Annotated in this window: 13 protein-coding genes; 3 read left to right on the forward strand and 10 right to left on the reverse strand. The window is 37.4% G+C overall.

The annotated features are described in order from the left end of the window. Window positions 1-256 precede the first annotated feature (256 nt). The 4 genes from JOC86_RS18470 to JOC86_RS18485 are packed head-to-tail and all read right to left on the reverse strand — an operon-like array spanning window position 257 to window position 4,744. Window positions 257-1,570, reverse strand: a complete 1,314-nt coding sequence (locus tag JOC86_RS18470) for a (Fe-S)-binding protein (protein WP_205174425.1) — start codon at window positions 1,568-1,570, stop codon at window positions 257-259. Further along, the gene (locus tag JOC86_RS18475) at window positions 1,563-2,972 is read right to left on the reverse strand and encodes an FAD-binding oxidoreductase (protein WP_205174426.1); all 1,410 of its coding nucleotides are present in this window, start codon (window positions 2,970-2,972) and stop codon (window positions 1,563-1,565) included. Before JOC86_RS18475 ends, JOC86_RS18470 begins: the two co-directional genes overlap by 8 nt. Continuing rightward, window positions 2,965-3,849, reverse strand: a complete 885-nt coding sequence (locus JOC86_RS18480; RefSeq protein WP_205174427.1) for a DUF6282 family protein — start codon at window positions 3,847-3,849, stop codon at window positions 2,965-2,967. Before JOC86_RS18480 ends, JOC86_RS18475 begins: the two co-directional genes overlap by 8 nt. Further along, window positions 3,821-4,744, reverse strand: coding sequence for an alpha/beta hydrolase (locus JOC86_RS18485; protein WP_205174428.1), 924 nt, complete (start codon window positions 4,742-4,744; stop codon window positions 3,821-3,823). Before JOC86_RS18485 ends, JOC86_RS18480 begins: the two co-directional genes overlap by 29 nt. 180 nt (window positions 4,745-4,924) lie before the next feature. On the opposite strand from JOC86_RS18485, the gene JOC86_RS18490 reads away from it, so the two are divergent. Next, window positions 4,925-6,292, forward strand: a complete 1,368-nt coding sequence (locus tag JOC86_RS18490; RefSeq protein ID WP_205174429.1) for a sodium/glutamate symporter — start codon at window positions 4,925-4,927, stop codon at window positions 6,290-6,292. Window positions 6,293-6,380: 88 nt separating this feature from the next. Next, complete coding sequence (locus JOC86_RS18495) at window positions 6,381-7,115, forward strand: FadR/GntR family transcriptional regulator (protein WP_205174430.1); 735 nt, start codon at window positions 6,381-6,383, stop codon at window positions 7,113-7,115. Between the two features lie 191 nt (window positions 7,116-7,306). On the opposite strand, the gene JOC86_RS18500 is transcribed toward JOC86_RS18495, so the two are convergent. The 3 genes from JOC86_RS18500 to JOC86_RS18510 form a co-directional block, all read right to left on the reverse strand. After that, window positions 7,307-7,471, reverse strand: coding sequence for a hypothetical protein (locus JOC86_RS18500; RefSeq protein ID WP_205174431.1), 165 nt, complete (start codon window positions 7,469-7,471; stop codon window positions 7,307-7,309). Window positions 7,472-7,769: 298 nt separating this feature from the next. Continuing rightward, on the reverse strand, window positions 7,770-8,309 hold the full coding sequence (locus JOC86_RS18505; protein ID WP_205174432.1) for a GNAT family N-acetyltransferase: 540 nt from the start codon (window positions 8,307-8,309) through the stop codon (window positions 7,770-7,772). A 195-nt stretch (window positions 8,310-8,504) separates the two neighbouring features. Then, window positions 8,505-9,077, reverse strand: a complete 573-nt coding sequence (locus JOC86_RS18510; RefSeq protein ID WP_205174433.1) for a dihydrofolate reductase family protein — start codon at window positions 9,075-9,077, stop codon at window positions 8,505-8,507. Window positions 9,078-9,650: 573 nt separating this feature from the next. Here JOC86_RS18510 and JOC86_RS18515 point away from each other — a divergent pair. After that, window positions 9,651-10,025 carry a hypothetical protein gene (locus JOC86_RS18515; protein ID WP_205174434.1) on the forward strand — a complete coding sequence of 125 codons (375 nt, stop codon included), beginning with the start codon at window positions 9,651-9,653 and terminating at the stop codon, window positions 10,023-10,025. Window positions 10,026-11,009: 984 nt separating this feature from the next. Here the strand turns inward: JOC86_RS18515 and JOC86_RS18520 are convergent. The 3 genes from JOC86_RS18520 to JOC86_RS18530 are packed head-to-tail and all read right to left on the reverse strand — an operon-like array spanning window position 11,010 to window position 14,214. Next, complete coding sequence (locus tag JOC86_RS18520; RefSeq protein ID WP_205174435.1) at window positions 11,010-12,755, reverse strand: ABC transporter ATP-binding protein; 1,746 nt, start codon at window positions 12,753-12,755, stop codon at window positions 11,010-11,012. 39 nt (window positions 12,756-12,794) lie between these two features. Beyond that, window positions 12,795-13,604 carry an energy-coupling factor transporter transmembrane component T family protein gene (locus JOC86_RS18525; RefSeq protein WP_205174436.1) on the reverse strand — a complete coding sequence of 270 codons (810 nt, stop codon included), beginning with the start codon at window positions 13,602-13,604 and terminating at the stop codon, window positions 12,795-12,797. Window positions 13,605-13,635: 31 nt separating this feature from the next. Next, a complete protein-coding gene (locus tag JOC86_RS18530; protein ID WP_205174437.1) occupies window positions 13,636-14,214 on the reverse strand; it encodes a hypothetical protein in 579 nt (192 codons plus the stop codon). Between the last annotated feature and the right edge of the window lie 35 nt (window positions 14,215-14,249).

The following is a 14,249-nucleotide window of genomic DNA, read 5'->3' on the forward strand; positions in this document are numbered from 1 at the left end:
ATCAATAAATCCCCTTTATAATAACTCCTTCTATATTCAAAAATATCCTTTCAATGATGAGAGAATAGATAAAGCTGTCCCAAAAAGAATCTGGAACCACATGTTTTTCATTCTTTAGAAGAGGTATTGAAAGTTCTTCTAGATATTGAATCCTGTGTTTCCTGACACTCTTGATTGGAACAGCTTCATAAATGAGACTCGGATTAGGAGCTTTTTCTCTCTATACACGTATATTTCAAATCTCAAATTCTATGGTCTACTGAATATAAATTCCACACGATCTAGCCAACAACTCAACAAGGTGGATCGATTCTGGCTGCCCTTCCCCGTAAGTATTGATCCCATGTGATATTTGAATCAAGCAACCAGGATTGGAAGTGACTACGATATCTGGTTTGATGATGTTCACTTCATCCATTTTATCGCCTAGTATTTTCATCGATTCATCGTACTGTTGAATGTTGTAAATCCCTCCAGAGGCACAGCAAGAGTTCTTGCTTGGTAATTCGATATACTTGACTCCCGGGATTTGTTGAATGAGCCATTCTGGGAACGCTCCTGCTTTTTGGACATTTGATAGATGGCATGAAGGTTGATAGGTGACGACTTTATCAAGCTTCTCCGTAAAAGGAAGAGAATTTAAAGAGGATAATACCTCAGAAATATCCTTGATTTTCCCCGTAAATTTCTTCGCTTTCATCATCCACTCTGTATCGTCTTTCAATAGATGGTCGTATTCCTGAAGAATCGCCCCACATCCGCCTGCATTGGTAATAATCGTATCTACCGCATATTCTTCAAATGCAGTAAGGTTTTCTTTTGCTAATTGGCGGGCTTGTTTCATTTGTCCCTGATGAGCATGGAGGGCACCACAACAGGTTTGTTCTTCAGGAACATAAACGTTACAGCCTGAAACCCTTAGGAGTTCAAGAGTATAATAGTTAACGTGATAGAACACGGCATCATTAATGCATCCGAGAAATAAAGCGACCGTTTTCACTGCATTTTCTGTTTTGGCTTCGTACAGCCTACCTCTTTTAATCTGGTATTTTTTTGCAGGAACCTTAGGGAGTGCCTTTTCAAAGCTTCCTACGTTTTTGACCAGCTTTTCGGATAGATTGGTAGACCGTACAAATTTTTGCAATCCACTTTTTTGATAGAGATAATACAGGTCACTGGATACCTTCATTGATTTAGGCTTTGTAAATAGTTGGTTTAAAGCAAAATCCTTAAAGGCATGATTTTTCTTTTCATGGACTTCCATATCGTGTATGACTTCTTTAGCATTTTCTAAAATCGAGCCATATGGAACATCGACTGGACATGCGATTTCACAAGCTCTACACCCAAGGCAAAGGTCAATGGGCACCTTCAAATCTTCAATAAGATCAATTTTCCCTTCTGCCGCCATTTTGACAAGATTGATCCGTCCCCTTGGCGAGGCGCTCTCCGTTTCCATAGACTTATAAGTCGGACAAGCTGGAAGACAGTAGCCACACTGGATGCATTGGTTGACTTCATCATAGGTTTTCTTATAAAGAACGTTAGTGAGTGTGTCATCCTTACTCATTTTGCGTTAATACCACCTTTGTTTGCCCTTTCTGTGGAAACATTTTGCCCGGGTTCATAATGTTGTTAGGATCCCAAGCTTCCTTGATTTTTTTCATTAAATCAAGGGTTACCCCAAGCTCCCCTCGCATGTAAGGGGCTTTTAATATTCCAATGCCATGCTCACCAGATAACGTTCCACCGAGGTCAATGGCTGCTTGGAAGATTTCGCCGACAGCAAGCTCAGCCTTTTTCATTTCTTCTATATTTCTCTTATCGGTAATAATGTTTGGGTGAAGATTCCCATCACCGGCATGACCGAACACAACCAAATTTAGCTGATATTTATTACGGATCGAATGAAGTTTTTCGATCATATCCGGAATTTTGCTTCTTGGCACCGTCGCGTCTTCTGAAATTTTCGTTGGCCCTAATTGGGTAATAGCGGGTGATACCATTTTTCGAGCTTTCCAAATCTTCATACGATCTTCTTCTGTTTTCGCTACCTTTACCTTTGAACCTGGAAAGGCACTGCAAATTCTAGAGCATTTATCGATTTCTTCATTGACCGATGCCATATGGCCGTCAACCTCAATGATGACAATCGCTTCCGCATCAAGAGGCAGGCCTGATGGCTGATAATGCTCCACCGCTTCAATACAGTATTTGTCCATGAGCTCCATGGCCGCTGGTAAAACTCCTGAAGACAATATATTGGTAATCGCCCGACCAGAGTCTACTACACTCTGAAAAGAAGCGAGCAAGGTCATTTTATGGGCAGGTTTTGGAATGAGACGTAGCGTAACTTCTGTGATGACTCCAAGCAGTCCCTCAGACCCAACAATAAGTCTTGTTAAATCAAAGCCTGTTACATTTTTTACTGTTTTTCCACCTGTTCGGACGATCTCTCCCGTGGGTGTAACCATTTCTAAACCAATAACGTATTCCTTCGTGGTCCCATATTTTAACCCTTTAGGTCCACTTGAATTTTCAAGGATGTTCCCCCCAATCGTTGAGACATGGGAGCTGCTTGGATCCGGAGGGTAGAACAGCCCTTCCTTTTCTGCATTTTCATGAATGCTCGAAGTAATTACACTTGGGGTGGCAATCGCAAGCATATTTTCTTTATCAATAACTAAGGTTTTTGGGTACTGCGACATATCGAGCACCATCCCCCCCATTGTCGGGAGAGGGCCGCCACTTAAAGAAGTAGCAGACCCTCTGGGATAAACCGGAATTTGATAGGTATTGGCTATCATGATTATTTTGCTGATTTCTTCCTTAGATTGGGGTTGAAGAACCACTTCTGGCAAATATTCACCAAATGAAGCGTCAAAGCTAAATGAATACAGATCCTTCTTCTTGGTGAAAATTCGACTTTCTTCAACGATTCCTCTTAGCTCATTCAGAATTTGTTCATTCATTTTTATCAACACCTAATAAGGTTCGTGGATTTTCTTGAAGCATCCTAATGACTTGCTCTTCACTAACTCCATGTGAGAGAAGCTCTTCTACAAAACGATTCATGGCATAAACAGGTGCCTCGTGGTGTGGCTGACCATAATCGGTGACAAGAATACAGGATTCATGACCAATGATCTCAATTGTTTTTGCCATTTCTTCTACCGTTAAATCGTGAAAATCCGAGCTGCAGGCTAACAAACATTTTTCAATCATACATCCTTCTGAAGCAAAATATAGTTGATCTTCAAGTGGGATTTTTGATATCCCCATGTCGGCATGCTGTATAATGATTTTCCGAACCCCTGCTTCTTTGGCCGCACGTACAATTTGATGCTGTTCTTTTAAAGACATATGACCTGTTGCTAAAACCGCGTCATAGTCCGTGATCAGGCGAAAAATTATTTCTACTTCTTCTATTAAATGACCGTCTTCGTCTATCGAAACGGTTGACTCGGACAAAAGAGGATTTCCATTGAATAGCTTCGTATTTTTACTTTTGAAGTATTGCTGATGCTGACCAGCAGAAAGGGTGGGAAACCAAACGACCTTCCCTCCCATTTTTAGCGCAGTTTCAACTGCATATGGATTGAGTCCCCCGACATGCTGATTCAGGACGATACCACCAAATACGCTTACAGAAGGCTCTTTCTCATTTAAGAGAAAGGCCCGCTCAGCCGTTGATGACTCATGACTTTTTAATACGATTCCGCCCATCTTTGCCGCTTTCGCATCTTCTAGAAGCTCCCAATCGGTTTGCCTTCTTTTAAAAATACTTGGGGAACTATGAACATGGAAATCATATGAACCCTCAAGTAAGGGATGAAACTGATTTTTCATAGAGATCACCTTTAAGTGCATGTTGTAGAAATTCATCTAGCTTGTTGTTTAAACGAATAAATTCAGCGTGGTCTTCAAACATAAAATCGTTATGTTTGCCTTCAATCCAATAGAAGGTTTTCGGTGAGTTTGCACGCTGATAAAGGGATACAGATTCTGACTTTGGATGAAGAAGGTTGTCTTTTCCATGTCCGATGAATACCGGCACAGGGGAAATCTTCTCTACTACATCTTCTGCGTTCGTCTCTAAAATAGAATCAGTAAATAATAGTTGTGTCTCATGACCAAATCCATAAACGGAGGACAATTCATTTTCAACATAATCCTTAGTAGCAGGGTCTAACGGATAATGGATGAAGGTAGGAGCTAATTGAGATTTCCCCTCATTAGCTCGGACTTTACGATCTTCATCCAATACTTTCTCAATCTCTGCCCATTCCACATAGGAATGAATCGACTTCAACCATCTCTCTCCATTATAAAAGCCATTTAACCCTGCAACGGCTTTAACTCTTTTGTCTTTTGCTGCCACATGGATGACATTGCATGCCCCCATTCCCCAACCAATTAGACCGATTTTGTTCTCGTCCACATTTTCGTGAGTCGATATGTAGCTAATAGCGTGTTGAATGTCTCTGACTTGCTCCTCTAATACGACTCTACCTTTCTCTCCTTCACTATCAGCAAAACCACGATAATCAAAACCAAAACAGAGATATCCTTTTTGCGTTAGTTTTTCAGCGAATAACTTTGGATAGAATTCATTAAAGCCTTGATATCCTGAGTTAATGATGACAGCAGGGTATTGTTTACTTTCATGAAATTGATCTGGCAAATAGTAGCTTCCTTTTAACGTTAATCCATCACTATAAAACTCTACTTTTTTTTCTAACATTTTTTCACCTCTTATGATTATTCAGTCTCAAACCCACAAATGAAAACGCTTAACTCTTAACTTGTAATACAAGTATACTACCAATCTCATTTTTTTCAATATGTAATTGTAATTTTCTAAAATTATTGTATACTTGTATTACAAATGAGAACGCTTACTTATTAAATGAGGGGGATGAATATGAACGAATTTTCAATATGGTCATTAATGATTGACATTAGTGTTATTTCAGGATTGCTACTGGTTGGAACGATTTTACGTGCAAAGGTGAAATGGGTGCAAGCTCTTTTTTTACCAGCTAGTATGATTGCTGGATTTATAGGGCTGGCTCTTGGCCCAAGCGGAGTAGATATCCTTCCTTTTTCGGATCAGCTCACAGCGTATCCAGGATTATTAATTGCAGTGATCTTTGCTTCCATTCCAATTGGAGCAGCCAAGGTCAATATCAAGGAAATCATTCATCGGGTAAGAGAAATGTGGTCTTATTCAATGTTGCTAACTGTATTAATGTGGGGTGGGGGTGCCCTATTCGGCCTTGTGGTCATTAATCAATTGTTTACAGACCTTCCGAGTGGATTCGGGTTAATCTTAGGTGCCGGGTTTCTAGGTGGACACGGTACAGCGGCAGCGATTGGACAAGGTTTCAGTCAATATGGCTGGGAAGAAGCCATGACCCTCGGAATGACATCGGCTACCGTTGGAATATTAGTAGCTGTATTAGGCGGCTTATTTCTTATTAAGAGAAGTACAGAAAAAGGACATACCCAGTTTATTTCCAGTTTTAAAGAGCTACCTTCTGAACTAAGATCAGGATTAATGCATCCCAATAAACGAATTGGGATGGGGAATGAGACCGTCTCTCCGAGTTCCATTGATCCATTGGTATTGCACCTTTCGATCATCGCCTTTGTTGTTGGGGTCTCCTATTGGGTTACAGGATTACTAGAGTCCATTTTGCCGGGAATCTCTGTTCCATTACTAAGTATCGCCTTTGTCGTCGCCCTACTCTTCCAAGTTTTTATTAGAAAAGTAAAAGCGGACGAATATGTAGACCAACGAGTGATGGAGAGAATCGGTGGAAGCGCAACAGATTATCTAGTAGCGATTGGAATTGCATCTATAAATATAACCGTAGTCATGGATTATGCGGTCCCTTTACTCTTGTTATTTGTCTTCGGAATTATTTGGGCTTACCTTATTTTCCGTTTGATTGGACCGAACATCTTTAAAAGTTTTTGGTTTGAAAAATCCTTATTTGGTTGGGGATGGAGTACTGGAACAGTCGCTATGGGATTAGCACTTCTCAGAATTGTCGACCCAGAGTTAAAAAGTAAAACAATGGATGACTATGCTCTAGCCTACATAGGGATGGTCCCAATTGAAATCGTGATTATAACGTTTTCCCCCATCCTGTTTTCGATTGGGTTCTCGTGGGTGATGCCGATTACCCTTCTCCTTGTAGGTGTAGTAATCATCGCCGTCCATAAACGTTTTGGCCTATGGGGACCCAGTGTAGCAGGCAACGCCTCAGATAAAAAAATTAGTTAAAGGAATGGAAAGCCTTTCATGCCTGCTATTATTTTCATGTTATAATAGTAGGAAATGGAAGGCTCTTTCGATTAAAGGAGAATCAGTCATGATCGTCAGAAAACGTGTATCACATCAAATTATTGATGAAATAAAAAAAAGAATAAAATCAGGGGAATTTCCGATGGATTCAAAGCTCCCATCAGAGAATGAGTTGGCCAAAATGTTTAACGTGAGTAGAGTGCCAATAAGAGAAGCATTAAGTGCTCTAGCTTCCCATGGAATCATTGAATCCATCCATGGTGGCGGCAGCTGGGTTCGGCCAAAACCCCTTGAAAAGTTATTAGATCAACCCTTAATAGAAGTGATTTCTTATAAACAAATAGTAGAGTTATTAGAAACAAGAATGATTCTTGAAACGAAAGCAGCGGCATTGGCTGCCGTGAGACATGATGAGGAAGATCTAAATAAAATGTATCAAGCTCAAGAAATGCTATTTAAGGAGCTGAATGAACCAGATAAAATTGGAAATGAAGCGGATTTCCTCTTTCATCAATCCATTCTTCACTCTTCTAAAAATGAAGTGCTCATTCGTACATTAGAAAATATATCTGACCTATACCATCGTGCCATGAAAGCTTCTCTAACGATCAATACGAAGATTAGCGGAAAGAAACAACAGGTTTATGAAGAACATCAATCGGTTCTGAAGGCGATTTCCCTACGTGATGCGAAAAGTGCTGAAAATCATATGTATAAGCATTTATCTAATAGTATGGAGAAGCTTAAAGCGAGGAAAAATGAGTTTTCTTTAGAAGGCAATGGAAATGGTGAAGAGGAATAGTTTGACTATTCCTCTTCACCATTCCCTTGATCTTCATCATCTACCCATTAGCTACTCACCATGCTGCTCTGTGTTCCAGAGACAAAAAGGAAAATAGTAGATAAAAAATGAAACGGGGCTGTCCCATTAGGATTCTTGACCAATATGGTTGTCAAAATATATAAGATGATCATGAGGTTTTCATCTGAATTTCAATTTTTTCCCTTTGGATTCGAAAGCATGAGAGTTATTCCAACAATTCCTCCCCCTAAAAATATAAATGGATAATTTAAATCTCCATTTCCAGTAAATAATTGGACTACCAGAAAGAGTAAAGTAAATAATACCAATACTACTATTGCTTTTTTCCTTCCCAATGATAAACCCTCCTCTTCCGTTTATAATATGATAAAATTTTCTAAATTAATATAAACACATTACTTCTATTATTAATTTAATAAACCAACAAGAGAAAAAAGGCTAGTTTTGAATAATCTTTTTCAAAACTAACCATTAATGGATTTAAATGAATTGCATCATTCTTTAACAAAAAATGTTACGTATTTCTATAACCCTCATTCTATTAAAGCGCCCTCTAGTGGAATATCGATTAACCGCCGATTCATGGCTTAACTTTCCTAAAAATCTTGAGTTTGTACATGATCGATATGATGGTCAGTGTGTCAATGCATTATAAATCGAATAATCTACTTCACCTGAGATATTTTCCATCCCATTTTCACACAACTCCATAGCCATTAAATTCTCAACAGAAGGTGGAAGGTTTTTCTTGGACGCATAGATTCCGAATTCAGTTGATGTTCTAAATCCAAAGCGTTGATAGTAACGATCATCTCCTTCAACGATGATTCCCTTAAACCCCATTTTAGCAGCTAATTTAATCCCTTCCTGCAACATATACTGACCAACACCCTGACGTTGTTTATGAATGGCCACTGAAACTGGTGATAACATCAACATTTCATTTTCGTACCTATTACTAATTGGAAGTTTTGAAAGGATAAAGTGACCTATCATCACCCCTTCTTCCTCAACAACTAAATCAAGCTTCGGAATATAATAGGGTTTTTCCCGGATCTCTCTTACCAAAGCTTTTTCAGCTAATCCATTTGAATAGGCGGTATTTTTGAATATTTCATATACAAAGTCTTCAATAAAGCTATATTCTTCTTTTTCTACTGGTCTTATCTCCATTAATACACCTCTAATCTACAGCTGCATCTTTGTTCTACACATTCTACAATGATTCCAGAATTCCTTTTTCAATGATCTGTCCGATACACGAAAAGACACGTTCCTCAATAAACGCGCCCTTTCGTTCAATAGGTGACTTACTCTCAAGTATTTCCTAATGATATTTATTGTATTTTATCTTTGGAATGTCCACTCTTATTTATCCCCATTTAAATGATAGATTAGTTGCACAACGCCAGAGGTGAACGTTCTTGTATTCACCATTTTTAAATTCAACCTCTTTTTTATATCAATAAACAAAGGTTTTCCTTCTCCTAAAATAACAGGGTGAACAGATAATCTAATTTCATCAACAAGCTCTAAATTGATAAATGTTGTAATAAGACTTGCTCCGCCATATAGCCAGATATCTTTACCAGGCTTACTCTTTAATTTATTTACTTCTTCAAGAATATGATCATTTATAAATATTGCTTTATGATCAGACCCTTTTTGCGTTCTGGAAAATACGTATTTTTCTTTACTATGAACTAATTCCCAAAGTTCTTTTTCAGTGTCAGTCCCTTCCTTTTCTGGAGTGAATTGTCCCCATAAATCATAACTTTTTCTTCCATATAATATAGTATCAATTTGATTTAAAAAATTCACAAACCCCATCTCTGTGTCCATGATGCACCAATCAACTTCCCCATTTTCCCCTTCAATAAAGCCATCTAAAGTAACGGCTAAATCTAAAATTATTTTTCTTGGTCTTACGTTATTGGACATAACGCTTCCTCCCTATACTCATTTAGAATTGTTTCTCCTGCCAAGTTTTTTAATTTTCCATTATTTCCATTATTTATTTCTTAATAAAGTTACTTATGTTACTAAACTAACCTGCACCTATAGTTTAAGTATTCGATTTTCCTTGAGATTCTTCCTCTATTAAATGGCCGAATGGCTGAATATGAGAAAACTGCCTAAAATAACAGGATGTACAAGCCAATCTTTTGCAAATCAAACTTTTTTTAATCAAATGGCACTGTTTAACTAAATGCTTGGTTTACAGTTCAAAAGAATTTTTATGATAATACTAACTCTTTACCATTTTTAACAGAATTTTAAATTCAAGTTAACTTTTAATAGATTCGTTTACAAAAACGCTGAAAGTAAAGAGTTTTTTTCATAGATTAAAGGAAGATAACAATTCATTTAAACCGTAGTAATGTTGAATAAATCGACAATATTTTAAAAATAGCTTGTATATAATGGCGTTAGTTTTGAAGGAAGGGAGTTGAAAAACCTCTGTATTTAATTTCATTGGTTCATTACTTTTAAACATAATGAGGAGGAATAGTAATGCTAATTAAACAACTTTGGAAATTATCTGTCCCTGTATTCGCCTTGGTGCTCGCTACCGCCTGTAGTAATGGTCAAGACATGGAAGAAGACGTGAATCCTCAAGAAGAGCCAGTCGATGGTGACATGAATATGGAAGAAGAACCTGCTAGTGGAGGAGCGGATACAGAGGAACCTTCAAATGATATGAATACGGAGGACCCTGCTGAAGAAGGAATGGATACCGAAGAACCTTCAAGTGATACGAACACGGACGCCCCTGCTGAAGAAGGTACGAACACAGAAGAGCCTTCAAGTGACACGAATACGGAGGATCCCGCTGAAGAAGGAATGGATACAGGAGAATCTTCAAACGATATGAATACAGAAGAATAAACTCATATACACCTGGCATCATGTAATTAGTCAACGACTAATTCTCTAAATTGTTGTTTTCTTTAAAACAAGAGTATCAAAAACGGTGGATTTACAAAAAATACATTCTTAAAATGTCCTAATCAAGTGTCTGGAACCTAATTTTTTTGCATAATGAAGAAACCCTCCCAAACCTTCTTCATATATAAAAATAGCATATGGTTCCGGACCCTATTGGGACAGCCTATGGAAAGGGATGAGAAGCAAAAACAAGATAGGAGTGACCCTGATGGAATTATTACTCTATCTAGGTGCGTATCTCTCGGGTGCTGTGGCTATTGTGTATTTGCTTACGATCACGTTTAATCTGTTTATAAAATAAATTTGACAGGACGAAAGGAATCAAACAGCATTACATATCGAGGTCATACAACAAGATTTCCTCTTCTCCTGGGAACAATTTTATGCGGCTGCAAATTCAATTAACAAGGAAAAGCCACATTAACTTTTTCCCGTAGAACAGTGCTTCTTGCTGCTTTACGGTATTTTTTTGTCTTTTTTTCATTTTGATTCGCACATCAATAGGATCATGATATTAATTTCTTAAGAGGCAACCTCTATTTAAACATCCTCCAACTCACATAACAGGAAAAGCTTCACAAAACATTTTAATTGACCCAAATGATCCGTTCAAGCATGGGTTTATTGTTGATTAAGTAAGCTAGACTAGTACAATGTATATATAAAAGCCGATTGTAGGATGAAAGTATCTTTCTCTACAATCGGCTTTTATATTTTCAACAGTAGATTCATCTAAACTTTTAACCAACCTATCATTACTAAAAATTCACGAACTTTTCATGAAACTTGTTCCTATTAAATACTTACGAAAGTCCATGGGCGCTAAGTTAATCCTGAATGATAAAAAGCTTATAGAGAATAAGGGTATTTTCTTTATAAGTTTCTTCTATATTTCCAATATAAAGCGTTTTAGATTCTACTTATTTAAACAATCATATCTTTATTATGATTTATCACTTCTTCATGAAACATGTTCCAGTTTGATACCTGTGGAAATCCATACTCGTATAATTCTGCTGAGAATTGAGAAATAATCGGTGGTTTTAATTTTAGCGAATGCAGCTTTTGATAATTTTGAAAGAAAACTTCCTTCGGGCTGCCTTCAAGTACAATCTTCCCCGCATCAATGACAAGAACCCGACTAGCGTATTGAGCCACAACTTCCATATCATGCGTAATCATGACGACAGTTGACCCATTTTCCTTCACTAATTTTTCCATTAAGGTTAAGAGAGCGGTTAAACTTTGGTCATCCTGCCCAGTAGTGGGTTCATCCAATAAGATAATCTTTGGATTTGACACTAGCATCGTTGCTACCGCTAGCCTTTGTCTTTCTCCCCTACTTAAGGAAAAAGGATGTTCCTTCCTTTTTTTCTGCAATCCTACAGTATTGATCGCCAGTTCTACTTGTTCACGAATTACCTCTTTACTATAGCCCCTATTTTTCAAACCGAATTGGACTTCCTCTTCAACAGTGTTACAAAATAGCTGATTATCAGGATTTTGAAATACATATCCAATGTCTAAAATAATATCTTGGCCTTTATATTTTTTGGTATTCTTATTATTAATTTCGACTGTACCTTCAGATGGCTTTAATAGTCCGATTAGATTTTTCATTAATGTGGATTTGCCACATCCATTATGCCCTACTATAGCCAAGAGCTCGCCTTTGTTCACATTTACGTTCATATCAAAAAGGATTTGTTTATCTTTTTGATAACTAAAGCTTACCCCTTCTAGTTTAGCGACAGTTTCTTGCGTATTGTTTTTAGTATGATTTTCAAGAATGGGCAAAGTTAATTTTTTCGTAACAAGTAGATTTTTTATCCAATCGGATACTTCTCTCTTGGTAATAGGAAAAGTGTCATTGTTAAATCCTTTGTTATATAGGAATTTCCCCAACCGTATATGATCGGGAATCCGAATTCCCAGTTTATCTAATGCGTAATAATGCTTATAAAATATTTCTCCTGGTTTACCGTTGTAGAGGATTTCCCCTTTATCCATAATGATTACTCTGTCAACAAATTCAATAAGATCGTTTAAATCATGCTCAATGATCAGAAATGTCGTGTCAATTTCTTCTTTTAGTTCTGCTACGATATCCATGACCTCCTGTTTACTGACAGGGTCTAGATCTGTTGTCGGATCATCAAGAATCAAGATAGAGGGCAGCATAGCCAGGTTACTTGCAATCGACACCTTTTGTTTTTGCCCGCCGGATAGAGAAAACGTTATTTGTTTTTTGATATCTTCTAATCTGAGTTTTTGAAGCCCATATTGTACTCGTTCTCTTATAACTTCTTGTGTGAATCCTTGACATTCGACTCCAAATGCTATTTCATCTTCTACTCTTATTGAAAAAATTTGGTCTTCAGGATTTTGAAAAACCATCCCTATATCTGAAGCAAGACTATGCATAGGTACACTTTGTGTATGATTTCCGTTGATATTAATTTCTCCATCTAGAACACCTTCTGCGAGATGGGGAATAATGCCATTTAAGCATTTAGCAAGAGTCGTCTTCCCACTTCCACTTGTACCCGTTATGAGTACAAATTCTCCCTTTTGAATCTCTAAATCTATGTTATTCAACGTTTTACTTTCGACTCCTGGGTATGAAAAACTAAGACCTTTTACTTCAATAATAGGATGGTTGTCACCCATACTCTCACTCCTTTTCATGAAGAGTTTTGACAGACATTTTTATAAGACAATGGAATGATCTCCACCAAGCCCCAAAGCAAACCTTATATATAAAGAAGCAATTAAGAAAATAACTGTTAAAATGGTTATCGTCGTATCGATAGTGGTGAATCTCATTTCCTGGTAGTATTCTTTCCATGCCATTTTACTGAAACCTTTACTTTCAACGGCAAGACCCATGGTTCTACTTCTTCGCAGAGAATTTATTAATAAAGGAAAAACAGCTAATTTAAAACTGTTCCAACTCCCTCTAATCCCTTTCTTATTGACCCCTCTAATCGTCTGTGCGTTTGAGATATTCGTTAATTCTTCGAACACTAATGGAAAAAATCGTAATGTTCCTAAAAACATAAAGGCAACACTAATCGGTACCTTCATTTTCATTAATCCTTTTGCCAAAAGAGCTGGATCTGTTGTAGAGATTAAGATAATCGTCATAAAACAAGGAATAGCAATCCTGTATCCCAGTATTAGTCCAGAATATAGTCCAATATCAGTAGCTTGGAGAGAACCTATTGAAAAAAGGATATTGGCGTTAGGTTGGTTGTAATTATAAAAGGTTGCAAATACAATAGCAGACATGGCAAGTATAACGATTGTGACAAGCAAAGGCAGGATCGGCTTAATCTTAATCCTTGCTGAAAACCATAACGGAAGCCCAAGTAGTAGAATAGCCGTTAAATAGAAGGGATCCATAAATAAAAGCGGAATAATAACGAAACTCAAGATTAATAGTAATTTAGCTCTTGGATCCAGCTTATGAACCCAAGTATCTTCATCCAAATTAGAAACAAAGTCAATCGCTGCCAATTCTTCCACCTCCATATTATTTATTAGAATATCAACCTAGTAGAGCTTTCAATCTTACTCCAAGCTTTTTAGCCATAAACGCTCCAAAGATCATTCCAATGATAGAAATCGCAAATACGATGGCTATCAAATTAAATGGGACAGGAATCTGATAAACACTATTAATACTCCACCAAACAAAAGCTTCGTAAATCACGTTGTAGAGGACAGCAGCTACAATCAAATCTTTTGTACTTGAATATATCTCATCACGATTCGTAAACGATTTACTTCTCATATTCAAATAGATTTCTGGTAATAATGGAGCAATGACCACGAGAACCCAATAGACTGGAATTTCACCTTGTATAAAAAAGTTAATCGCACACCAGGCGGCAGTAAAGTAGACTGACGCATAGGGTCTTCTTACAATTACCCAACATAGAACCAAACAGAAAGCACAAAATAGATAAACAAAGGTATGATTGAAAGGAAAAACAACACCGGCAAATTTAAAGAAATACCACAGTACTCGATATAAAACAGCAAAAATGACAATCGTAATCAAATCAACCGCTGTAACCTTCTTCTTAAGTACATTCAGTTTATTTCCAGTCGCTAACTCAGCCATTATAATTCCCCTCCATTTTGTATTTGATTTTGTAC

The organism is Rossellomorea pakistanensis, assembly GCF_016908495.1.
Lineage (GTDB): Bacteria > Bacillota > Bacilli > Bacillales > Bacillaceae_B > Rossellomorea > Rossellomorea pakistanensis.